This is a genomic window from Psychrosphaera sp. B3R10 (assembly GCF_018861025.1).
In the GTDB taxonomy this organism is placed as follows: Bacteria; Pseudomonadota; Gammaproteobacteria; order Enterobacterales; family Alteromonadaceae; genus Psychrosphaera; species Psychrosphaera algicola.
Genome location: NZ_JAHKQH010000028.1, coordinates 20,450 through 44,417, shown reverse-complemented (window position 1 = coordinate 44,417; position 23,968 = coordinate 20,450). Strand labels below are relative to the sequence as shown.

At 41.2% G+C, this 23,968-nt stretch carries 21 protein-coding genes; 15 read left to right on the top strand and 6 right to left on the bottom strand.

What is annotated here, in order from left to right:
• Nucleotides 1-21 precede the first annotated feature (21 nt).
• The 3 genes from kduI (at nt 22) to KO525_RS11305 (ending at nt 4,886) form a co-directional block, all read left to right on the top strand.
• Nucleotides 22-852, top strand: coding sequence for a 5-dehydro-4-deoxy-D-glucuronate isomerase (gene kduI / locus KO525_RS11315; protein ID WP_215963927.1), 831 nt, complete (start codon nt 22-24; stop codon nt 850-852).
• A gap of 120 nt (nt 853-972) precedes the next feature.
• Nucleotides 973-3,963 carry a TonB-dependent receptor gene (locus KO525_RS11310; protein WP_252736584.1) on the top strand — a complete coding sequence of 997 codons (2,991 nt, stop codon included), beginning with the start codon at nt 973-975 and terminating at the stop codon, nt 3,961-3,963.
• A 560-nt stretch (nt 3,964-4,523) separates the two neighbouring features.
• On the top strand, nt 4,524-4,886 hold the full coding sequence (locus tag KO525_RS11305) for a YiaA/YiaB family inner membrane protein (protein WP_252736583.1): 363 nt from the start codon (nt 4,524-4,526) through the stop codon (nt 4,884-4,886).
• 88 nt (nt 4,887-4,974) lie between these two features.
• Here the strand turns inward: KO525_RS11305 and KO525_RS11300 are convergent, their stop codons facing one another.
• The 4 genes from KO525_RS11300 to KO525_RS11285 form a co-directional block, all read right to left on the bottom strand.
• Complete coding sequence (locus tag KO525_RS11300; RefSeq protein ID WP_215963926.1) at nt 4,975-6,450, bottom strand: mannitol dehydrogenase family protein; 1,476 nt, start codon at nt 6,448-6,450, stop codon at nt 4,975-4,977.
• 2 nt (nt 6,451-6,452) lie between these two features.
• A complete protein-coding gene (gene uxaC / locus KO525_RS11295; protein WP_215963925.1) occupies nt 6,453-7,856 on the bottom strand; it encodes a glucuronate isomerase in 1,404 nt (467 codons plus the stop codon).
• Between the two features lie 10 nt (nt 7,857-7,866).
• Nucleotides 7,867-9,027 carry a mannonate dehydratase gene (gene uxuA / locus KO525_RS11290; protein WP_215963924.1) on the bottom strand — a complete coding sequence of 387 codons (1,161 nt, stop codon included), beginning with the start codon at nt 9,025-9,027 and terminating at the stop codon, nt 7,867-7,869.
• 220 nt (nt 9,028-9,247) lie between these two features.
• Nucleotides 9,248-9,943, bottom strand: coding sequence for a FadR/GntR family transcriptional regulator (locus KO525_RS11285; protein WP_215963923.1), 696 nt, complete (start codon nt 9,941-9,943; stop codon nt 9,248-9,250).
• Nucleotides 9,944-10,176: 233 nt separating this feature from the next.
• Between KO525_RS11285 and KO525_RS11280 the strand changes: the two genes are divergently transcribed.
• The 10 genes from KO525_RS11280 (at nt 10,177) to KO525_RS11235 (ending at nt 19,896) form a co-directional block, all read left to right on the top strand.
• Nucleotides 10,177-11,181 (top strand): TRAP transporter substrate-binding protein, encoded by a 1,005-nt coding sequence (locus tag KO525_RS11280; protein WP_215963922.1) that lies wholly within the window; start codon nt 10,177-10,179, stop codon nt 11,179-11,181.
• Entirely contained in the window at nt 11,178-11,714 is a 537-nt protein-coding gene (locus KO525_RS11275) for a TRAP transporter small permease (RefSeq protein WP_215963921.1), read from the top strand. The genes KO525_RS11280 and KO525_RS11275 overlap by 4 nt, the downstream gene beginning before the upstream one ends.
• Nucleotides 11,707-12,996 carry a TRAP transporter large permease gene (locus KO525_RS11270; protein WP_215963920.1) on the top strand — a complete coding sequence of 430 codons (1,290 nt, stop codon included), beginning with the start codon at nt 11,707-11,709 and terminating at the stop codon, nt 12,994-12,996. The genes KO525_RS11275 and KO525_RS11270 overlap by 8 nt, the downstream gene beginning before the upstream one ends.
• Before the next feature lie 10 nt (nt 12,997-13,006).
• The gene (locus tag KO525_RS11265) at nt 13,007-13,960 is read left to right on the top strand and encodes a sugar kinase (protein WP_215963919.1); all 954 of its coding nucleotides are present in this window, start codon (nt 13,007-13,009) and stop codon (nt 13,958-13,960) included.
• 124 nt (nt 13,961-14,084) lie between these two features.
• Nucleotides 14,085-15,335 (top strand): NAD(P) transhydrogenase subunit alpha, encoded by a 1,251-nt coding sequence (locus tag KO525_RS11260; RefSeq protein WP_215963918.1) that lies wholly within the window; start codon nt 14,085-14,087, stop codon nt 15,333-15,335.
• Nucleotides 15,335-15,610: an NAD(P) transhydrogenase subunit alpha gene (locus tag KO525_RS11255; protein WP_215963917.1), complete on the top strand. Its 276-nt coding sequence runs from the start codon at nt 15,335-15,337 to the stop codon at nt 15,608-15,610. The genes KO525_RS11260 and KO525_RS11255 overlap by 1 nt, the downstream gene beginning before the upstream one ends.
• Nucleotides 15,611-15,620: 10 nt before the next feature.
• A complete protein-coding gene (locus KO525_RS11250; RefSeq protein ID WP_215963916.1) occupies nt 15,621-16,985 on the top strand; it encodes an NAD(P)(+) transhydrogenase (Re/Si-specific) subunit beta in 1,365 nt (454 codons plus the stop codon).
• Between the two features lie 144 nt (nt 16,986-17,129).
• Nucleotides 17,130-17,747: a bifunctional 4-hydroxy-2-oxoglutarate aldolase/2-dehydro-3-deoxy-phosphogluconate aldolase gene (gene eda, locus KO525_RS11245; RefSeq protein ID WP_215963915.1), complete on the top strand. Its 618-nt coding sequence runs from the start codon at nt 17,130-17,132 to the stop codon at nt 17,745-17,747.
• 14 nt (nt 17,748-17,761) lie between these two features.
• Nucleotides 17,762-18,844, top strand: coding sequence for a class II fructose-bisphosphate aldolase (gene fbaA / locus KO525_RS11240; protein ID WP_215963914.1), 1,083 nt, complete (start codon nt 17,762-17,764; stop codon nt 18,842-18,844).
• Nucleotides 18,841-19,896 carry a class 1 fructose-1,6-bisphosphatase gene (locus KO525_RS11235; RefSeq protein ID WP_215963913.1) on the top strand — a complete coding sequence of 352 codons (1,056 nt, stop codon included), beginning with the start codon at nt 18,841-18,843 and terminating at the stop codon, nt 19,894-19,896. Before fbaA ends, KO525_RS11235 begins: the two co-directional genes overlap by 4 nt.
• A 92-nt stretch (nt 19,897-19,988) precedes the next feature.
• On the opposite strand, the gene KO525_RS19880 is transcribed toward KO525_RS11235, so the two are convergent.
• Nucleotides 19,989-20,504, bottom strand: coding sequence for a type II secretion system protein (locus tag KO525_RS19880; RefSeq protein WP_215963912.1), 516 nt, complete (start codon nt 20,502-20,504; stop codon nt 19,989-19,991).
• A 20-nt stretch (nt 20,505-20,524) separates the two neighbouring features.
• Entirely contained in the window at nt 20,525-20,953 is a 429-nt protein-coding gene (locus tag KO525_RS11225) for a methylglyoxal synthase (RefSeq protein ID WP_215963911.1), read from the bottom strand.
• Between the two features lie 240 nt (nt 20,954-21,193).
• Here KO525_RS11225 and KO525_RS11220 point away from each other — a divergent pair, with 240 nt between their 5' ends.
• Both KO525_RS11220 and KO525_RS11215 read left to right on the top strand, forming a co-directional pair.
• Nucleotides 21,194-22,213, top strand: a complete 1,020-nt coding sequence (locus KO525_RS11220; RefSeq protein ID WP_215963910.1) for an extracellular solute-binding protein — start codon at nt 21,194-21,196, stop codon at nt 22,211-22,213.
• Between the two features lie 116 nt (nt 22,214-22,329).
• Nucleotides 22,330-23,955: an iron ABC transporter permease gene (locus KO525_RS11215; RefSeq protein WP_303522201.1), complete on the top strand. Its 1,626-nt coding sequence runs from the start codon at nt 22,330-22,332 to the stop codon at nt 23,953-23,955.
• Nucleotides 23,956-23,968: the final 13 nt, after the last annotated feature.

Below are 23,968 nucleotides of genomic sequence, written 5' to 3'. Positions count from 1 at the left end.
AAAAACGAAGAGTATTTTACTATGAAAAATTTACACACAGCGGACATTGTTCGCTATAAAACTATGACAAATGAACAGCTTAAAGATTCATTCACTGTTAACGGCTTGTTCAAAACAGGTGAGTTGAATATCACTTATACAGATATCGACCGAGGTGTAGTTGGCGGAGTTGTGCCGGTAAATAAAGCAATTAATTTACCAGTATATAAAGAGTTAGCCGCTGATTATTTTTGTCAGCGACGAGAAGTCGGCATCATTAATATTGGTGCTATAGGTTCCGTTACTATTGACGGAACTCGTTATACCTTAAACAACCGAGACAGTCTTTATATTGGCCGTGGCAGTGTTGAAATTAGTTTTGAAAGTAATGAGGATTCAAATCCCGCCAAGTTTTACTTAATTAGTTATCCAGCGCACCAAAGCTTACCAACCAAATTAGTCACTAAAGATGAAGCAAACAAGCTTGAATTAGGTGCATCTGCAACTTGTAACGAACGAACCATTTATCAATCGATTTGTCCCGGAGTCGCAGACAGTTGTCAGTTAGTAATGGGCTTTACTGAGCTTGCTGAAGGCAGTGTTTGGAATACTAATCCGCCGCATACGCATGCTCGCCGGTCTGAAATATACATGTATTTTGATGTTCCAAAAGAAGAGGTGGTATTTCATTTGATGGGTGAACCTACCGAAATAAAGTCAATGGTAATGGCACCGGAGACAGCGGTGGTATCTCCTAGCTGGTCAATTCACAGTGGCGTAGGAACCGCTGCATATACCTTTATTTGGGCAATGGGTGGAGAAAACCAGGAGTTTTCTGACATGGATCATTTGAAGCTAAGTGAAATTAAATAGAAAATAATTGGTAAGGCCACTTGACAGTAAGGTTAATATGTTTAAATATTCATCTCGTGGATAACACGACACAACAATTTGAAATTGAATAATTAGAATAAATCAACGGGGAGATTTTCAATGTGGACTAAAGGAACAAACTCAAGTTCAAGGTTTTCAAAGAAAGCGGTAACAGTTGCGGTTGGTCTAATCCTAAGTGGATTTGGCACGCAAGTTATGGCGGCAGAAAACAACAAAGAAACAGCGAAAGATGACGATATCGAAGTCATAACAGTTAAAGGTTCATTTCGTGGCAATTTAGAGTCAGCGCTAAATGAGAAAAAAACATCGTCACAAATTGTTGATGGTATTTCTGCCGATGATATCGGTTCATTGCCAGCACTTGATATGGGTGAGGCATTACAAGCGGTAGCCGGTGTTCAGTTAAATCGAGAAGGCGACCGAAGAGAATCAAGTATTAACTTACGTGGCTTACCGTCTGGATTTGTTTTAACAACAGCAAACGGCCAATCAATTGCAACACCAACACGTAATACTTCAACATCGGCATATGGTGCAGCCAACCCATTTGGTGCTTTTGACCCATCTGTTTTTTCAGGCATCACGGTAGTTAAATCGTTATCTGCTGAAATGCCTGAGGGTGGTATTGCAGGGGTTGTCGACCAGCAGTTGCGTGGTGCATTAAGTCGTAAGGCGTATCTAAAAGCGCAAATAGGATTCAGAAACGAAGAATTGGCGGATTCAATTGAACCTGAAGCTGTTATCTCTGGTTCTACCCATTTAATCGAAGATGTATTAGCTGTTAATGCTACTTTAGCGTATTCCAAACAAACATTCCGCCGAGACGTTATTCGTATTAATGCCTATGACACGATTTCAAGCCAAAATTATGATCAAGGAACTGGCAATGTCGGTTCGCTAAATGATTGGAAAGCTGCTAATAACTTACCGGCGGATGCGATCATCCAAATGCCTGGTGAATATCGCCAGCAAAGTGAAACCAACACGGGTGACCGTTTGTCGTTTTCAGGTGGTATTGAATTTCAACCAACTGACGAACTTAAATTTGGATTTAATACCATAATGACAAGCAAAGAACTGGACGGTAGCCGTTTGGAACAGCTTGAAATGCGTTTAGATCAAAAAACGGTAGGTATAACGCCGTTGTCTGATTTTCCACCTAGAAATACCGGAGCAGTCGGTAAAGATGGTGAACCAATTTACGTATTATCTGGAGTCGATTTTAATAACGCGCGTTATTATTTTGATAATCGTCAAGATGCTCAAAAACAAGAATCAAACGCGTATTTGTTTGATGTTGAATGGCAGCGTGACGCATGGAAAGTTGATGCTAAATTAACACTATCAGACGCCGTTAACCAACGTGCAGAAGTATTATTGTCTTCAAGAATTAATGATTCAGGCGTCAACGGTCGTGTTTATACAGGTGAAGGCGATATCGGTGATTTTTACTTTGATATGGAAAATGCCAATAGCGCGATGGACTTTGACAATGCTAATTGGAATGTTAAAGACAAAGTGGCAAATACGGCGTTAGTGGGAGCTGATAATGGTTTGTACATGATCATAACTGGTAACTACGAGCAAATCGAACATGAAGCAAACTCGTTGGAATTTAATACAGAATATACGTTTGACGATTCGTTTGTAACAAGTGTGAAGTTTGGTTATCGCTACGCTGAGTCTTCTCAAGATTCAACTTATGCTAAAGGGTCATCTGTCGGCGTCGACCCAACAGGCATCCTAACATCGGCTTCTATTACCGACCCGTCATATACTTCAGAAGAGTCATTTTTTGGTGGGCTAGCGCCAGGCTTTGTAAGCGCCGGAGAGGGCTGGCGTTCGTTTGACTTTGCTTCTATGAATGAAGGTCTTAAAAACACCATCGATATTAATGATGTTGGTGCATCTAGTGACGGTGAATTACCAGTTTACACGCCAATGGGTTATATCCAACGTGGTGGTCGCCAAGCTGATGGTCTAATTTATTCATCTTCACTAGAGACACATGCCCTTTACGGTATGGCTAATATTGAAGTGGACTTAGGTGATAGATTTATTACTGGTAATGTAGGTGGACGTTTTGTTGATTCTTCTACTGAATCAAGAGCGCCATTAGCAGGTCAAGGTGATATTAATAACCTAGACGAAGGTGTTTACCCAGACGATTATAGCCACTTTTTACCAAGTGCAAACTTTGCGGTTAACCTCGACGAAGATGAAGAGTTTATGCTTCGTATGGCTTATAACAAGAGTCTAGTTCGACCTGATCTACGTTCAGCTAACCCTTCAGCGAAATTTACATATATTCCTGGACTAGCGACAGTTGGACTACCAGGTGTTGGCATCAAGCCATTTGAAGCTGATTCATACGATTTGTCACTTGAGTGGTATAACCGTGAGGGCAGTGCAATTACGTTAGCTTTTTTCAACAAAGAAATCTCTAATCTATTTGATAGCGAAGGACTTTGTGACAGCGCTTCGTTGGAAGGTACTGGCGTAAATCTAGGTGCGTTATCACAACAAGCCGACGGTACATGTATCACCGATGGTAACGACAGTTTGTCTGACCCAACATTGCTCGAAGCTGGTGACGAAGTTCGAATGAACGGCTTGATTAACATTGAAGATACAATTTCTGTAAGTGGTTATGAGTTAGCTATCCAACAGAACTTAGATTTTCTACCTTACCCTTTTAATGGATTAGGTGGGGTACTTAACTATTCAAGTACGTCTCAAGATGAAAGCGACGAAGCACGTGTTCCTGGTATCTCTGATGAGTCATACAATGCAATCGCTTATTATGAGCAAGACAACTACGGGCTACGTTTTGCATATAACTACCGTACTGCATATGACTTAAGAACGACTGGCACAGCCAATGGTTCTAGTGACCGCAGTGTGAAAGCCGCGGGCCGCTTAGATGCTTCTGCTTATTATAACTTTACTGACGATTTAAGTGTGAGTTTCAAAGCGTATAACTTAACTGATACCTTGTATGAAGAATATCAAAACAATGAATGGCAACCACGCGCAACAAAATTTGCGGGTCGAGTTTATTCATTAACGATGAAATATAAATTCTTCTAAATAGGCATGCCGTCTTGGCCCTAGACGTAAAAATAGGGCGAACTATTTATTATGTTGTTGAAGTCAAAGCCGGTGATATTCACTGGCTTTTTTTTGCGCTGGATTTAATATGTTGTATTTTAACTAACTGGTTTTATTAGTACCCAAATTAGTCAAACAGCAGTGTAATTTCACGTTAGATTGTTAACCTGTTAGTAAGCGGAAAAGCTGTCAGCGATAATTTGATTGGAAAAGTAGTGTTAGTTTGTTGATAGTGTGGAAACATAGAGAAAACATCTAGTTTAAAATATGAATTTGCTGACTTCACTTTTGTAATTCGATTTAAATTTGCACTGATTAGCGTAATAGAAGCCCCTTTGTAGAATTATTCAAAAGTGGTCAAAATTACACTGGAGTTCTCAATTAGAGCTAACCTAAATCTTAAAAAGGACAAACTATATATGCATTTTAACAATACATAGGTAGGCCAACTTCTACTTATATATTAAGGACGTTAGGCGCGTTGGCTATTGGAGTCATTGGTTATTTGATTGGCTTGTGGAATGCAGAGTTAGAGTTAATTGAAAAAGGCTACTATTTTTGCTGTATTCCTACTTGCTATGTTTTCAGCTGTAACTCTGCAGAAAACAATTAGAGATAATCAAGATGGGATCTCTGTAACAAAAGTCTTTTTAGGAATGTGTTGGATCGCTTTTGCCGCTGCAATCGCCTTACTCGTTATTGGGCTTGTAAATGCAACTTTATTGTTAAGTGAAAAAGGCTTCTATGGCATGTCATTTTTTTTGGCTTTGTTTGCCATTATAACTGTGCAGAAAAACATAAGAGATGTGTCTGTTGCAAATGATTACAACGAATCGAATAGCTCACTAAAATCAACCGGCGAACAAGACGTTGTAAATGATAATGATGATGTTAAAAATTAGCGACTAATAATAGCGGGAGGTCTTTAACCTCCCGCTTTTTTTATGGCTTGAACATTACTATTTCTAAACAACTGAGCTCAGGGCATCGCTAACTAAATACTGTATCTATAGTTGAAATTACACCATCGTCGCTCATTTTAATAACATATTCGCTTATCTGGTCAATAGCGGTAGTGTTGTTTTTAATCGCCGCAGGAAACAACCCATCAATCTCCATTAGTTGATAAATTTTTTGTATCGGTGTTAATGTTTTATCACCACATATACCTTGCAGTTGCTGTACCATTGGATCGGACACCGCGTGAGTCTCTCCCAGCTCTGAAATACCCGATAGGTAACGTACCCAACCCGCTAAAACGAGGCACATGGGCTTAGACAAATAATCGTCTGCTAATAATTCCTGCATTGGGGCCATTATCCGTTGAGGTAACTTTTGCGAGCCATCAGTTGCAACTTGCTGAGTTTGGTATTGAATTTCATCATTCAAGAAGCGGTCAATAATGACATTGCCATAATCGTCAAAGTTAAAGTCCATTGACGATGACAAAGTTCGTTTCATGTCCGCCATCAATGCTTCAACTAATCGTCTTAATGTCGGGTTGGCAATTGCTTGATGAATAAACTGGTGGCCTGTAATTTTACCAAGGTAAGCCAATGCTGAGTGGCTGCCATTTAGATATCGTAGTTTTAGTCGTTCATACTGGCTGACATCCTTAACAAATAACGCACCGGCAAGGTCCCAAGGAGGCCGGTCACCATTAAAGTTATCTTCTATTACCCACTGCCTAAAAGGTTCGCTTGTCACTAGTGCGTTGTCGATAACTCCGTTGTTTAGAGTATAACTTTCAATATCGTTTGGGGTTACGGCCGGTACGATCCGGTCAACCATACTGTTGCTAAAACTGACATTAGATTTGATCCAACGTGCAAGGTCGGCATTTATTTTCTGGGCAAATTCTAAAATCGCTTTACCGGCCATTTTGCTATTGTCTGGCAAATTATCGCAACTGATAAATGTAAAACCTTTACCGTTTTTTTGCTGTCTAACTTGGCAAGCCCTAACAATAAAACCTACCATGGTTTTTGGGGTGTTTGGATTGTTTAGGTCATGTTGAATATCGGTATGAGCTAAATCAAGTCCAGTATTGCCCGGTAAAAGACAATAGCCTTTTTCAGTTATTGTTGCAGTAACGACCGTTATCGAATCATTTGATAATACGTTAACAACAGATTGTGGATCTTCTGGTGCAACTAAAACCTCTTGAAGTGCGCCAATAACCCGTGCTTGTTCCGTTTTATTGGATCTTTCAATAGCGGTATATAAATAGTCCTGTGCTTTTAAGCTGTCGCGCATACCGGCACTTCGAAGACTTACGGCAATTATCCGGTAGTTACCATCAGTTTGCGCCATCATATCTTCGGTAAAGGTTGCTTGATGGGCTTTATGAAAAGCGCCAATCCCAATATGCACAATTGACGCCGTGCGAGATGCAAAGTCATATTTGGGACGAACAACGGCTTTAGGTAATAAGGCCATCGTTGTAAGATTTAGAAGTTGGTTCATAATTAAAACCTATATGCCTTTTTGACTAAGTTGTAGGTCAAGTCGATGGCAACTTCAATTGCTTCGTCTTCTCTTAATCTGTGTTCGGCCACTAGTTTTGCTAACGCCGCGCAGTCTATTCTGCGGGCCACGTCGTGGCGCGCTGGAATAGACATAAAGGCACGAGTGTCGTCATTAAACCCAACCGTATTGTAGAAGCCAGCCGACTCTATTACTTGCTCTTTAAAACGCTTCATTCCCTCTGGGCTGTCATGGAACCACCAAGCTGGTCCAGCTTTTAAGGCGGGATAATGCCCGGCCAACGGTGCAATTTCACGACTGTAGGTTGTTTCGTCTAAGGTAAATAAAATAATGGTCAGATTTGGGTTGTTTCCATGTTTGCTTAATAAGGGTTGCAGTGCTTTAACAAATTCGATTTGCAGAGGAATGTCTGCGCCTTTGTCTGTCCCAAACTGCTCATACAATGGACGGTTATGATTACGGAAACAGCCGTGGTGCAATTGCATAACTAGCCCGTCATCAATACTCATCGTTGCCATTTCCGTTATCATTTGGCCACGGAATAATTCAGCTTCTGCAGGCGTAAAAGAAAGCGTTTTTATTTTCTGAAATAAATGTTCTTTTGTTGCCTCGTCGAGATCAGCGGTAAAAGCCGTTGGATGACTATGATCCGTTGCTGTCGCGCCACGCAATTTAAAGTGTACTCTACGTTGTCTAATTGCATCTAAATAGTCGTTAAATGTGGTTAGTTCTGAATTACACATGGTTGCGAGTTCAACCATGCTATTAGCAAACGTTGGGTGCTCAGGATCAGTAAAGTTGTCTGGCCTAAATGTGGTAATGACATTACCTTGCCAGCTACTTTCCTGAATCTTTTGATGATGCTTCAGTTGGTCAAGGGGTTGCTCAGTAGTTGCCAATGTCTCGATATTAAATCGGTCAAATAAGGCGCGTGGTTTATAGGCTTCAGTCGCTAGCTTAGCGTTTATGTGATCAAAATAATGACTGGCGTTAGCGGATGATAATGGTGTTTCAAGATCAAAAATATCTGAAAATACATAATCTAGCCACATACTACTGGGTGTTCCACGGAACAAATAATACTTGTCTGCAAAGGTTTGCCAAACACGTTGAGCCTGATCAATCGATAATGGACCCAGGCCTACACCCAAATCGGACAAAGAAATCCCCTGCGAATATAACATTCTGAACACGTAATGGTCGGGGACAATGAGCAACTCGGCTGCATTTGAAAAATTTTCATTTTCTGCAAACCAAGCTGGATCAGTATGCCCATGAGGGCTAATTATGGGTAATCCACTAATTTGCTGATATATGCGCTGGGCAATTTGTCGTTGTGTCACATCACTTGAAAACAATCGGTCTGGGTGCAAAAAAGAAGCCATGGTACAAACCTTATTTTAGTTGTTCTAACGCGTGCATAACGCCGCGTAATTCGGCTAAACCTTTCATTCGACCTTGGTACGAATAACCAGGTTTAACGCCTTCTGCACCAATCTCGTCTGCGAGTAAATGGCCATGATCTGGTCTCATTGGGATCGAATTGCCACTTGTTGTTTCGGCTTTCAAAAGGGCTTGTATTAATCCAACCATATCGTTGTCACCGCAGAGGTGCTCAGATTCAAAAAATGAACCATCCACTTCTCTAATAACATTTCTAAGGTGGACAAAATAAATGCGTTCGGCAAATGCGTTGGCCATGCAAACAAGATCGTTATCTCCACGTGCCCCATAAGAACCGGCACATAATGTCAGTCCATTTGATGAACTAGGCACAGCGTCTATAATAGCTTGAGCGTCTGATTGAGTAGAAACGACACGCGGTAAACCAAATAGTGAAAACGGTGGATCGTCCGGATGTATACACATTTTAATGCCTGCAGACTCGGCGGTTGGCATGATCTCTTCTAAAAATGAAAAAAGATTCTGTCTTAATCCTTCAGTCCCTAATTCAATAAATTCGTTGATAGCAATTAAAATTGACTCGCGACTATAAGAGCCTTCGCCACCAGGAAGTCCGGCAATAATGTTTTTCTCCAGCTCTTCAACTTCTTTAGCATTCATATTATTAAGTCGAGTTTTAGCTTTGGCAATGACTTCTGGTTTGTAGTCATTTCTGGCATTTTTGCGATTTAAAACAAATACGTCATATGCAACAAAGTCAGTCATTTCAAAACGAAGTGCAAAACTCTTATTGGGCAATTTGTAGTTTAGATTGGTGCGAGTCCAGTCAACCACCGGCATAAAGTTATAACATACCGTGTCGACCCCGGCCTTACCGAGATTGATCAATGTTTGATTATAGTTTTCAATATACCGCTTAAAATCACCGGTACGTGTTTTTATATCATTGTGAACAGGTACGCTTTCTACCACTGTCCATTCTAGACCTGACGCTTCAATTAGTTTCTTTCGGTCGACAATGCTTTCATATGTCCAGCATTCACCCGTTGGGACTTCATGCATAGCAGTAACGATGCCCGAAGCACCCGTTTGCACTATCATGTCTAAAGTAATTGAATCGTTTGGTCCAAACCAGCGCCATGTCTCTTTCATAATATTCTACTTCCACCGTAATAATTTAAATATTGGTAAGGCCACCTGTCAATTTAACCACATGTACGTCGAATTTTGCAAACAGAAATATCGATTTTCATTAAATAGACGACAAAAACCACAATGATTTCGGCTTAAGTGTTTGAAAATATTAGATAAATATATAACCACTCGCTTATGCTAAGTGGTTATACCAAAGAAGAAATAGTGAGGGGATATACTATTTTTTACTAGAAAAGTAAGTTGCCGCGGCGTCCGAAGCACCTTCGATATGAGCTTTCATTGCGTTTCGAGCTTTTTCTGGGTTGCGTTTAGCAAGCGCGTCGACAATACGTTTATGTTCATTAATAGAAGGATGGATGCCTTCTTCACGTAGTCTAGCCATAAATGCTTTGCTCAATGCTGACTGATTTCTAAGCTCCCAAAGCCACTTAACAATCGCGCTGATCGCTGAGTTTTGGCTGGCTTCGGCAATTAACATATGAAACTTCATATCGGCTTTTTCAGAGGCGTCTGGGCGTTTCTCTTCCTCTTCCATTTCTTTAATGGTTTGATTTAATTCTTCAAGTTGTTCTTCTGTAATTCGGGCCGCGGCTAAGGCGCAAGCTTCGGCTTCTATAATGTATCGAGTATCTAAAACCTCAAACGGGCCAACCCCTTCGTCAGATAGCGCTAACTCAGGTTTTTGCTCAACTACATAAATACCAGAACCTGTTCTTATCTCTATTATTCCCGCTATTTCCAAGGCGATCATAGCTTCACGAATTGTTGGGCGGCTGACGCCTATTTTTTCTGCTAACTCACGTTCGGACGGCAGTCTATCACCTGGTTTTAGTTCACCTTCCTGTACTAACCTAGAGATTTGTTCGGCCACCTTAACGTATAACCTTTGAATTTTTATGGTTTCGAGTTCCACAATTCTTTTCCTTTAAAACACTTGAGAAGCTTTGATATCGCTGTTTCTAACAAATTATTGAATGCTTAATATCGCTAACAATAACACGAGAAACAATAAAGTTGTTGAAATTTTTAGTGTCAGTGTAATATTATGGTCAGGTGGCATGACCAATTAATCTTGGTTTCGCTTTTGGTTTGCTGTAAGGTGAAGGCAAAAGTGGGTTTACCAAAAATTCAAAGTTAGAGGGCCGTATGCGATCAATTTTCAAAAGGTATGTAGTACGAGTAATTACAGTGCTAACCCTAATAGGGGGAGCCACTAGCTGCACTGATAAAGGGGAAGTGAATAAAGTCATTAGACTTGCACACGGGCTAGATATTAATCATCCAGTACATTTAGCGTTAAAACATTTCCAAGCTGAACTGCTTGAATTATCGGCTGGGCAGCTTAACGTTCAGATATTTCCAGCTGGGCAATTAGGCACAGAACGTGAAATCATTGAATTGATCCAATTTGGAACTTTGGGTATGACCAAGGTCTCGGCAAGCTCACTCGAAGCTTTTGTTCCTAAGATGAAAGTTTTTGGACTGCCCTATTTATTTACCGATCAAGAACATTACTGGCAAATTCTAAACGGGCCAATAGGTGAATCGTTACTTGCTGAGGGAGAACGGTTTCGAATTAAAGGGCTTGGTTATTTTGACGCTGGCAGCCGAAGTTTTTATGCGACCTCTGCTAAAGTTGAAGCTCCCAATGACTTAGCAGGGCTAAAAATTAGAGTCATGAATAGTCAAAGTGCCGTCAATATGGTGAATACCATGGGCGGGGCTGCGACTCCGGTGTCGTGGGGTGAGCTTTATACAGCATTGCAACAAGGAGTTGTTGACGGCGCTGAAAATAATCCGCCAAGTTTCTTTTACTCTAAGCATTACGAAGTCAGCCAATATTATGTGCTCGACGAACACACTTCTATTCCAGACGTTATTATAATAGGTACCCACTTATGGCAACAACTAAATGCCGCGCAAAAAAGCTGGGTTCAACAAGCGATGAAATCGGCGACTGAGTTTCAACGACAATTGTGGCAAGAATCGACAGAGATGGCGCTTCGTGAAGTCAAAAAACACGGTGTTAACGTCATTATCCCCGACAAAGCTCCCTTTAGAGCGAGTGTTAAAAAACTTTATCAAGATATAACCAACCCAGAAATCAGCTCGTTGGTGACTGCAATTCAACGTGAGGTAGTGGCCAAATGAATCTATTAACTTTGTTCTGTGACGTCATCGGTAAGTTTGTCAGTAAATTTGTTGCAGGTTTACTTGTGATTTTGATAGTCGACGTATCGTGGCAGGTTATCACGCGATTTTTACTCGAACGTCCAAGCTCTTTTACTGAAGAAATAGCCAGATTCCTGCTGATTTGGATCAGCATGTTAGGGGCTGCCGTTGCCTATCGTCATGCGGATCATTTGGGATTTGATTTATTGGTAAGCAAAACTAAACCAACAACACAGACTATTATTCGAAAAATGAATGCGTTGCTCGCGCTGATCTTTGGGGTTGTAGTGTTGTGCATTGGCGGTGGTAACGTGGTTTACATTGTTTACTCAATGGAGCAGTTTTCATCCGTGTTGGGCATAAACATGGCTTATATCTATATGGTGTTGCCAATTGCGGGATTGTTATTTGTGTTGTTTGCTTTGGAACGTTTTATGTCGACAACCGACGCATTATCAAACGAACCAAATAAATCATTATCGGACGACCAAAAGGGAGCTCAAAATGACTGAGTTATTATTGTTTGGCGCTTTTTTCGCGCTGTTACTACTAAATCAACCTATTGCAATTGCCATTATCATTGCGACATTTGTTTCAATGGTGGCGTCGATTGATGTATTGCCGGCATTAACAACTATTGCACAGCGTTTAGTTGCAGGGGTTGATAGTTTTGCTTTATTAGCGGTTCCGTTTTTTATTTTATCAGGTTATTTAATGGGAAGTGGCGGTATTGCAAGTCGGTTAATCGACTTTGCGATGGCGTTAGTTGGCCGTTTACCTGGTGGCTTAGCCTATGTAAATGTTATTTCCTGCGCCTTGTTTGGGTCTATTTCCGGTTCGGCGGTTGCAGCGACATCAGCGGTTGGCGGGTTTATGATCCCAGCGATGGAAAAGTCCGGGTATTCACGACCATTTAGTTCCGCCGTAACGGTTACTGCGTCAACGGTAGGGATGTTAATCCCACCGAGTAACATACTTATTATTTATTCACTTGCTAGTGGGGGGGTATCAATCGCAGCGCTCTTTATAGGAGGTTATTTACCTGGTTTATTAGTGACTTTTTTATTGATGACTGCCGCAGCGATATATTTAAAACGCACTAATCAAGTGCCTAAAAATACCATAGCGATAAAGCCGTTTTGGACTGCTTTTATTGGTGCGATCCCATCTCTTGCTCTAGTGGTGTTAGTTATAGGCGGGATTATTTGTGGCTTTTTTACCCCGACAGAAGCGGGTGCTGTTGCCGTATTGTATTCCTTTGTACTCGCGGTATTTGTTTATCGACAAATTAGTCATGATGATATTTATCCTTTGTTATTACAGGCCATTCGAACCACATCAATCGTTATGTTGTTAATCGCGGCTTCTTCTTCAATGTCGTGGTTGTTGTCGTATCAGGCGATACCACAAGCCATATCCAACTTTATGTTGGCGTTGTCTGACAACCCGCTTTATATCTTGTTAATTATCAATTTAGTTCTGTTGGTGATTGGAACATTTATGGATATGACACCTGCGGTGTTGATATTCACCCCAATATTTTTACCTGTTGCTGAGTCATTAGGTATTTCGCCGTTGCATTTTGGGATCATGATGATCTTAAACCTTTCAATTGGATTATGTACGCCGCCAGTAGGCAGTGTGTTATTTGTCGGTTGCAGTATAGGGAAAGTCTCTATTGCCGAAATTGTCAAACCAATATTGCCATTGTATGCAGCTATGGTTGTGGCGTTAGGTTTAGTGACCGCGATACCGGCAATAAGCGAGTTTCTTCCAAATTTATTAGGTTTATAGGAGCAGTTACGTGAAATCAATTGTCAGTTTTGGCGAATGTATGGTGGAGTTGCGGACCGATAAAAACGGTCAAATCCAACAAGGTTTTGCCGGTGATGTTTACAATACCTGTGTGTATTTAAAACGACTGTTTCCAACATTAAGTGTTGAATTTGCAACGCAAGTTGGTCATGACGTGTTAAGTCAAAATATGCTGTCACGTTTTGCAGCTGAAAATATTGGCTGCCAATTTATCACTCACAGCGTGACAAAAGCGCCGGGGTTATATTGGATAAATACTGATGAGGAGGGGGAGCGAACATTTACTTACTGGCGGAATGATTCAGCGGCGCGTTCATTTATAGCGGCGATAGACGAAACTTTGGTATCCGGATTAAAACAAAGTGATTGGCTGTTTATTTCCGGCATTAGCTTAGCAGTGATCCAGCCTGAATTACGTGACATGTTTTGGCAGTTAGTAAACCGGCTTAAAGATGGTGGGGTTAAGGTGATATTTGACCCTAATTACCGACCTAAATTATGGAACTCAACGGATGAAACAAAGCTGCAATATGCAAAAGCATTCGAGATGAGCGATATGGTATTACCGGGGGTTGAAGATTTAGAATCACTATATCAACTGGATACGATCCCCGACATTATCCGTTTTTTAGCGCCATTTAATATCGATGAAATTGTGATTAAAAATGGTCCAGAAAAAGTCTATACCATTTCTCAGGGCAAGTTATGCAAAGTCGCCATTATTCCAGTCGATAATGTAGTTGATACTACCTCAGCAGGCGATTCGTTTAATGGGGCTTATATTGGTAATCGTCTTAATGGTATTGCAATTAAGCAGTCTGTTTTGATGGCGGCTAAAGTAGCAGGGTTTGTCATTCAGCATCCTGGCGCGATTGTCGAGCGCGACACTTTTAATCTATTTAAAGCAAGTTTGGAGGCAAATGATACGACGCACCCAACTTAGTTTCACTATTCGTACAAAAAGGGCTTAAACAAGCCTAATACATATTTGTTCAGTCAATATCTCCTATAGTCAAAACGCGTACGTGGCGGCTAGGGGAGAGTCACACCTAAAGTTAGGAGGAAACGTGGTTAATATCGCATTCCCAAGAGAAAATATCGAGTTTGAAAATCGTTGTTCATTGTTGCCTCAAAATGTCGCGGCCTATAAACGGTTAGGCATGGAAGTCCTTGTTGAGTCGGGGTTAGGTAAAGGGGTTTACATCTCAGATACTGACTATGAGCAAGCTGGTGCGACGGTACTGCATACGAAAAAACAAGTGATTAGTGGCGCTGACATTGTAGTGACGCTCCATAAACTCAATCATGAGCAGGTCAAAAACGTACAACCAGGTGCGTTAGTGATCAGCTTTTTAGATCCCTTTAATGAATTTGATTTAATCGACACATTTTGTCACCAACAGATCACAAGCATTAGTGTCGAAATGCTGCCACGAATTAGCCGTTGTCAAAAAATGGATGCGCTTAGTTCACAGGCAAGTTTGGCCGGTTATGTCATGGTGCAAAAAGGCATGCAATATTTGCAAAGTGTTATGCCGATGATGATGACTCCTGCTGGAACACTAAAACCAATGAAGGTATTTGTCATTGGTGCAGGTGTTGCCGGACTGCAAGCAATAGCAACAGCGAAACGACTTGGTGCACAAGTCACGGCTTTTGATACACGTGCCGTAGTCGCAGAGCAAGTGCAAAGTTTAGGGGCAAAGTTTTTGGAAATTGATTTAGGCGAAACGGCGCAAACAGCGCAAGGATATGCAACGGCATTAACCCCTGAGCAAATGGCCATTCAACAACGCGAACAAGCTAAATGTATTGCTAGTTCGGACTTGGTGATTACTACGGCACAATTGTTTGGTAGAAAACCACCTGTGTTAATTAAGCGTGATGTTATTTGTCAAATGAAACCAGGCAGTGTCATTGTTGATATGGCAGCTGAAAACGGTGGCAATGTTGAATGTGCAGTCGCCAGGGATGTCGTCAATGTTGAAGGTGTTACCATTGTAGGTACCGGCTTTTGGGCAAATGACGTTGCCCGTGATGCATCACAAATGTACTCAAGCAATATTATCAGTTTAGTTTCTGAATGTTGGGATATAGAAACTCAAACGTTACCAATTGAATTGCAGGATGAAATCCTTAAAGCGGCTGTCATCACTCACAAAGGAGTCATTGTTAATCAGACGATTGCCGACTTTTATGAGCAGCAAGGCAAAGTGCAATTAGTAACAACAGAAAAGCCACAATACGATACTGGTGCAGTTTCACAGGCTAACTCCGCAACTTCTACTCTCACAAATAATTCTAATGAGGTGGCGTAATGACGACCATTTATCTTCTTTTTATCCTCCTATTATCGGTTGTTGTTGGCTTTGAGCTTATTCGTAAAGTGCCAGCCACTTTACATACCCCATTGATGTCAGGAGCTAATGCGATTTCTGGTATTTCGTTACTTGCGGCGATGTCACTCGCTGGTGGCGAAATGGGGTCGTACTCGACATATTTGGGGGCATTTGCAGCGTGTTTAGCAACAATTAATGTGGTGGGTGGTTATATGGTTACCGATCGCATGTTAGCCATGTTTAAAGCGAAGTAAGGAATACGTTATGGATATGAATATTTTGATTAATGGTGTGTACGTTATCGTTGCAGCACTATTTATTATGGGTCTTAAATTACTTGGACACCCGTCAACGGCTCGTAAAGGTAATCTAATTTCGTCGATTGCTATGTTAACTGGGGTTATTGTTACCTTGTTAGATCAAGCCATTGTGTCTTATGAGTTGTTATTAGTAAGTATGTTGATTGGCTCAATCGTTGGTGCTTATGCTGCAAAAAAAGTCGCAATGACATCCATGCCAGAGTTAGTGTCGTTATTTAATGGTATCGGCGGTTTAGCGAGTGTGGGCGTTGCCTGGGCAAGTTTAATGACTGATGGGATTTCTAGTTTTGTTGTGTTTGTTAGCTTTTTAGCATTGGTTATAGGTGGCGTAACGTTCTCGGGATCGTTGCTGGCCTGGGGCAAATTGAGCGAACGCATTGCCGGGCGGCCATTGGTTTTTAAAGGCCAAATTATAGTAAATGTGGCTGTGTTGACTGTAATGGTGGCAGGGGGAACTCAGCTTCTGAATTCACCACAATCATCAGACATCCAATGGCTGATTTTTGTAACAGCTTTAGTTTTAGGTTTATTAGTCGTTATGCCAATCGGCGGCGCTGATATGCCTGTGGTTATCTCATTATTAAATAGTTATTCCGGTATAGCGGCGTGTGCTGCGGGATTTGCGTTGCAAAATAATTTGCTCATCGTCGCCGGCGCTTTAGTGGGCGCCAGCGGCATTATTCTGACCAATACTATGTGTAAGGCAATGAATAGGTCGTTAAAAAACGTGCTTGTTTCGGGCTTCCAAAAAGTAACAAGTAATTCAATAACACTTGAAGGCGAAATTAAACCTATTAGTGCCGACGATGCCTATTACATTTTGGAAGCTGCGCAATCTGTAGTTGTTATTCCAGGTTATGGGATGGCGGTAGCACAAGCACAACATGCAATGAAAGAGTTGCAGGTGTTGCTCGAAAATAACGGTGCTGAGGTCGCTTACGGTATCCATCCGGTAGCTGGCAGAATGCCGGGTCACATGAATGTTTTGTTGGCTGAAGCTGACGTTTCATACGAACAACTTTTTGAAATGGACGAAATAAACCCTCGTATTGACGGTTTTGATGTGGCAATCGTTATTGGTGCTAATGACGTCGTTAATCCAGCCGCTCGTGATATGGAAGGCAGTCCTATTTACGGAATGCCGGTCATTAATGCGGATTTAGCAAATACCGTATTTGTCTTAAAACGAGGCATGGCAACAGGATTTGCTGGTGTTGATAATCCGTTGTTTTTTAAAGAAAACACGCGAATGATTTTTGGCGACGCAAAAGAAACCTTAAATGGCATTATCAGACAATTTGCAGACTAAGTTAATTGCGGATCAGCTCCAAAAATAATTAGTTAGAACAGGGGGAACTCGGAAGTTACCCCTGTATTTACAGTGCAAACCTTTCAATCGAGTTGTTTGTAAAGTTAAACAAACCCAAAACACACATAAATTTAGGGAGCCATCATGTCTCAATTTTCCGAGCTGTTATCGGGGCAAACTGTTTTGCCAATAATCCAGACGTCATCAGTTGCTGAAGGGGTAAAAATTGCTGAATGTATGTATGAAGGCGGACTTCGTTTAGTCGAAGTTGTTTTGCGTACTCAAGAGTCATTGGCGGCGTTACAAGCCATAAAATCAGAAATACCAGACTTGTGCGTCGGTGCAGGTACAGTCACAAATGCTGAATTGCTGACTAAGGCTCTGCAAGCAGGGTCCGATTTTATCGTTACTCCTGCTGGGTCAGCAACGTTGTTAACAAACCTTTCAGATACAAATGTCCCATGTTTACCTGGGGTGTCGAATACCGCTGATATTTTGTTAGCTCGGGAATTTGGGTTTACCGAAATGAAACTGTTTCCAGCATCGTTATCGGGAGGTGCTCCTTTTTTATCAGCGGTTTCTAGTGTGTTTTCAGACGTAACATTTTGCCCAACAGGTGGTGTAACCGCGACCAACAAAGCTGACTACCTGTCTTTAAACAATGTATTTGCTGTTGGTGGAACATGGATGGCGAAAAGCGAATGGGTGACAGCAAAAAATTGGCAAATGATTATCGACTCTTGTCGCAACGCAAATAAGTAATCTGGAGTGGCAGTATGAGCAAACTTGTAAATTTAGTCCCATCCGGGGTCGTAGTTGGTGAAGATGTTACACGCATATTTGCGGATGCCCGCAATAAAGGTTATGCCTTACCTGCGGTAAATGTCATAGGTACGGATCCGATTAACGCAACACTTGCTGCGGCAAGCCAAGCGCAGTCGCCTGTTATTATTCAATTGTCCTACGGGGGCGCGTGTTTTTTTGCTGGCAGTGGCGTACGAACCGCCAGCACTGAGCTCGCCGTTATGGGGGCTGTGGCAGCTGCACATTATATTCATGCGGTGGCGCAAAGTTATGGAGTTCCTGTGATATTGCACACTGATCATGCAGACAAAGCTCGGTTGGATTGGATAGATGGCTTGTTAGAAGCCGGCGCTCAACATTACTTTAATACTGGGAAACCACTATTTAGCTCACATATGATTGATCTGTCAGCTGAGCCATTGACCGAAAATATCGAAACCTGTGCCAAGTATTTAACACATATGACAAAACTTAATATGACACTCGAAATCGAGCTCGGTTGTACGGGCGGGGAAGAAGACGGTATTGATAACAGTCATATGGATGCTTCTGCACTATATACTCAGCCTAATGATGTTGCTTATGCCTTTGAGGTATTAAACCCAATAAGTTCGAACTTTATTGTTGCCGCTTCGTTTGGCAATGTTCACGGAGTTTATAAACCTGGGAATGTAGTGCTGACACCAAAAATACTGCGAGACTCACAGCGGTTTGTTGCTCAGAAGTTTAACCTAGGCCTAAATCCCCTTAATTTTGTTTTTCATGGTGGTTCGGGTACTGAGCCTGAATTGATTGCGGAATCACTTAATTATGGGGTAGTGAAAATGAATATCGACACCGACACTCAGTGGGCATCCTGGTGTGGCGTTTTGGGCTATTACAATCAATATCAGGGGTACCTACAAAGTCAAATAGGTAATCCTGAGGGCATTGATAAACCCAACAAAAAATATTACGACCCAAGGGTTTGGCTGAAACATGCTCAAGTCTCAATGACACAAAGATTGGCTCAGTGTTTTGAAGACCTCAATTGCATTGGACGTTATGCCAAATGAAAAGACTAACGGCGGTTTTAAAACGAGATAACGTTGAGTCAGAACTTATCATCGTGATCAGGACAATCCTTGCAGCGTCAAAAGAAATTGCATTTCGAGTGAGCCAAGGTGCGCTCGGTAATGTTCTAGGTTCAACATTAAGCGAAAATGTACAGGGTGAAATCCAAAAAAAACTGGATGTTATCGCAAACGACTTGCTTAAAACCATGTTGTTAGATGAATCATCAGTGATGGCTATTGCGTCAGAGGAAGAAGACTATACGGTAGTAGGTAATAAAGAAGGTAAATACCTCATTGCCTTTGATCCATTAGATGGCTCCTCCAATATTGACGTAAATGGCCAAATAGGAACCATATTTACGATTTATGCTGCACGCTCAGAGGTGCCAGCGGATGATGAAGCCCAGTTCTTTCAACATGGGAGTGCTCAACTGTGCGCAGGCTATATTTTGTATGGTGCGGCAACAATGTTGGTGATGACAACCGGTGGACCGACAAGGGGTTATACGTTAGACCTCACTCATGGTGGCTATTTGCTTACAACTGAGCAATTAGAGATCCCAAAGATAAGTAACGAGTTTTCTGCAAATCTTGCAAACTATCGATACTGGGATCAATTGACTAAACGTTACTTTGATCAACAATTAGAAGGTTCAAAAGCGGCAGCTAGATCGGATGCCGAATATATTGCCGACCTTAGTGTTGAAAAAATGGCTGATACAAAAGCTGAAAAAATTACAAACAATGACAATGTTCCTAGCATGCGATGGAACGCGGCTATGGTGGGCGATGTACATCGAATATTATATCGAGGTGGCATTTTTCTTTATCCAGCTGACAGCAGAACGAATATGGAGAGGGGGAAAATACGATTGTTGTACGAGGCTAATCCACTTGGGTTGCTAGTTTCAAATGCAGGTGGCAGTGCGTTTAGTGAAGGCAAAAGTGTGCTTAACATTTTACCTACATCGCTCCACCAAAGAGTGCCGATAACGATGGGCAGTATTAAATCAGTAGAATTTTTTGAAAATACTGTCAAGCCTGAACTATAAATTGCGTAATAATGTGATTGGCAGGCACTCGTAAGGGAAAATGGAATAAATAAAATAGCAGGTTTGCAGAAACTTGCTGACTTTTTCTGCGATTATTTGCAACCTGTTTTGATCATTGTTACCTGCGGTTTATTGTCAACGTCTAATTCGTATTCAACAAAACATTCACCGTCTTCTAAATCATCTTCTCCAAAACCGATACGGGCAACCGTATCGTTTTCAAATGTCACTAAACCTGCAATTTCCATAGTGCGTTCGGCGCCGTTAATTGTGATCGACGATTTTAGTCCTAAGGTCATGAGGTCAAAAAAGTACTTGTTAGGCGTTGTCGCTTCACTTTTGACTTCGGGGTATCCGCCGCTAAATGTATATTCGCCAACTTCGTCGAGGTCAATGGTTTGTGTTCCACGAGTTTTGTTTTTAACCTGAGCAAAGCCGTAATTCATTTCAATGGTCGCTTGGATTTGGCCAAAAAGTTGTTCAATAACATTTTCCCTAGCGTCGTCTGTTGCGTTGATAAATTTTGGCAACGCAACTACGGCTAAAATGCCAAGTAAAACAATGACAATGATCAATTCTATTAACGTAAAACCGCGAATTTTATTCATAGTGTTCCGATTGTTTACCTTTAAACTATGCGTTCGCTATATTCCGAAAAATCCACTGTGTGATCCTGTGGTTCTTCAAATAAAGGGCTTTCGATAACAAAGTCTGCAGTCGCTAAATTACAGGCCACGACACAGTTGTACATAGTGGATAGACGTAATAAGGCTTTAATATCGACGTCGTGCGGTTGTGGTGTCATCGGGTCAGTAAAGAAAAATAAGATGTCTAACTTACCCTCAGCAATCATCGCACCTAACTGTTGGTCGCCGCCAAGTGGGCCACTTTTTAACGGTGTCAGATTTAGCAATGGCGCATTTTCTTTGATTAAACGACCCGTTGTACCGGTTGCAAATAATGTGTGTTTTTGCAGTTTATCTGAGTGTTTTTTTGCCCACTCAATAATGGCTGGTTTCTTTTTATCATGAGCGACAAGTGCAATTCTTTTTATCATAGAGTCGTGAACCGAAGGTCTAAATTAATAAGTGTTATTCACTATACCGTTGATTGTTCAACTGTGTCTATCAGGTTTCGTTTGGAACCTTATATTGTTTTTACCAAAAACATTATCATTCTCAGTAAATTCCGTTGTATCGAAAAGGAATCAATTGGAACAAATTATTTCTGTACATTTTTATTGTGATGTTTAAAATGAATGAGAATTATTCGCAATTAGATAGAAGTGCTTAAAAACATGAAAAAATTGGTCGCTATTTTCCTAGGGTTAACTTGTTTAACAGCTGTTGCTAAAGACAGTGGATCAAATGATAAAACGGTAAATGTTTATTCGTTTCGACAGTCATTTTTGATTGAACCTTTGTTGCAACAGTTTACCGATCAAACGGGCATTAAAACTAAAGTGGTGTTTGCTAAAAGCGGCTTAATTGAACGTATTAAGCGCGAAGGAAAATACAGTCCTGCGGATGTTGTTCTAACATCTAATTTTAGTAAATTATTGCAATTAAAAGACGAAGGGTTAACTCAATCATTTCAGTCAGCTGAAATAGATCAGTCGGTACCTGCACATTTTCGTGATGAAAATGGCCATTGGGTTGCATTAACAAAGCGTGTTCGCAACATATATGCATCTAAAGCCAAAATTGCTAATCCGTCTAATCTAACTTATGAAGATTTAGGTTCAGCAGACTTCGATGGTAAAATTTGTACACGTAGTGGCAAACATCCATACAATATTGGTTTGATTTCGTCATTTATCGCACATAAAGGTGAAGCAGCTACGGAACAATGGCTACGCGGTGTTAAAGCCAATCTAGCTCGTAAACCACAGGGTAATGACCGTGCTCAAGTAAAAGCAATTAAAGAAGGGCTTTGTGATGTATCGTTAGGCAACAGTTATTATTTTGGTAAAATGCTAACGAATGAAGACCAAAAACCTTGGGCCGAAGCGGTCAATATTGTGTTTCCAAATCAAAACGATCGTGGCGTAAACATTAATGTTTCGGGTGCAGTTGTTGCAAAGTTTGCTCCGCATAGTGAAAATGCCAAATTGTTAATTGCATTTTTAGCGTCAGAGAAAGCACAACAAGCTTATGCGTCGTTAAATATGGAATACCCAGTTAACCCAAATGTTGAACCATCTGAACTTGTGGCGAGTTGGGGTAAATTTAAAGAAGATACATTGCCATTAACTCAAATTGCACAGTACCGCCAAGCGGCTTTGCGTTTAGTTGATAAGGTAAAATTTGATCTGTAGGGCACACATTGTCATTAGGAATATCAGGTAGTGAGGCCGTTGCGGAAACGTTGCCTCAGCCACAAAAAATAACAGAACATGCAAAAGGCAGCCGATTGGCTGCCTTAGTCGTTTCTATTTTCAGAACACTCTCTAAAGTTCATTTAGGTGGGTTGCTTCTCGCTGTTTTATTATCAACGCCTTTGTTCGCTTTGTTTTACGAGGCCATTGTTGGTGAAGGTGAAAGTTTTGAGTATATAAAGCAAACTGTTCTAGGCGACTATATTGTAAATACTTTAATATTGGTGTTTTCAGTAGGTTTTTTAGCCCTGTTAATAGGTGTGCCCTTAGCTTGGTTAATGTCTGTTTGTGAATTTAAAGGCAAATCGTTTTTTAAATGGGCGCTTGTTTTGCCCTTAGCTATGCCAGCTTATTTAGTGGCTTATACCTATACTGATTTGCTCGACTACGCGGGACCAATTCAAATAGCGTTAAGAAGTTGGTTCGGCTGGCAATCACCAAATGACTATTGGTTTTTTGATATCCGCAGTATTGAAGGTGCGTCACTGATGCTGGCTTTAGTGCTGTACCCTTATATTTATTTAATGGTCCGTGCTAGTTTTTTGGAACAAAATGCCGCGTTAACTCATGCCGCTAGAACGCTGGGACAATCGCCACTCCGCTGCTTCTTTAAAGTTTCTTTACCAGTAGCCCGAAATGCCATTATCGCTAGTGTTGCTCTGGTAATGATGGAAAGTATGGCGGATTTTGCAACAGTTCATTATTTTGCGGTAAGTACATTAACTACAGCCGTTTATGACACTTGGTTAGGACATTATGATTTAGGCTCGGCGGCAAAGTTATCGTCAATTATGGTGCTCGGTATGTTTATGCTTTTGTACGTTGAACGACTACAGAACGGTAAAAAACAAACCGGCGCAGATGCTAAGGTTAGTCAACAAAAGTTAATGTATCAGCTTTCAACTAAACAAAGCATTATAGCCTTTTGTTTTTGCAGTCTAATTTTAATCATCGCATTTGTTGTTCCCGCCGCGGTCCTAGTTGGGTATGCACTCGATTACTATGCAGAATCCTGGTCAACGGGGATCATGACTTATGCGTTTAATAGTATTTTGATTGCTGCGATTGCCGCGATCGCCGCGCTTGCTTTGTCGGTAGTATTAAACTTTATTTTACGTTGTCGCCCATATCCGGCTCAAAAGTTTAGTTTAAAACTTGCGAGCACAGGTTATGCAATTCCAGGTACGGTTATGGCGATAGGTGTGCTTATTCCATTGAGCTTTTTAGATACGAGCATCAATGAAATTGCGGAGTCGTTCGGAATGCAGGGGCCAGGTTTATTGTTAAGTGGCTCTATTATCGCCATTATACTTGCTCATTTGGTTCGATTTGTTGCTATCGCAAATAAAAGCGTAGAAGCCAGTTACATGAAAATTAGCCCGTCACTAGACATGGTGTCTAAAACAATGGGGCAAGGTGGTGTGAAATTATTATCGAAAGTTCATCTGCCGCTAATTCGTAAAAGCGCATTAGTTGCGTCATTGTTGATCTTCGTTGAAAGTATGAAAGAGCTGCCAGCAGCGCTATTGCTTAGGCCATTTGATTTTCAAACTCTACCAACCTATGTCTATCAATTTGCGAGTGACGAGCAGCTTGAAATAGCTGCTTTAGGGGCCATTTTAATTGTCCTTGTTGGACTCGTTCCGTTAATTTTATTAAATCGTTCTATCGACTCTCATTAGCAAAATGGTTTTG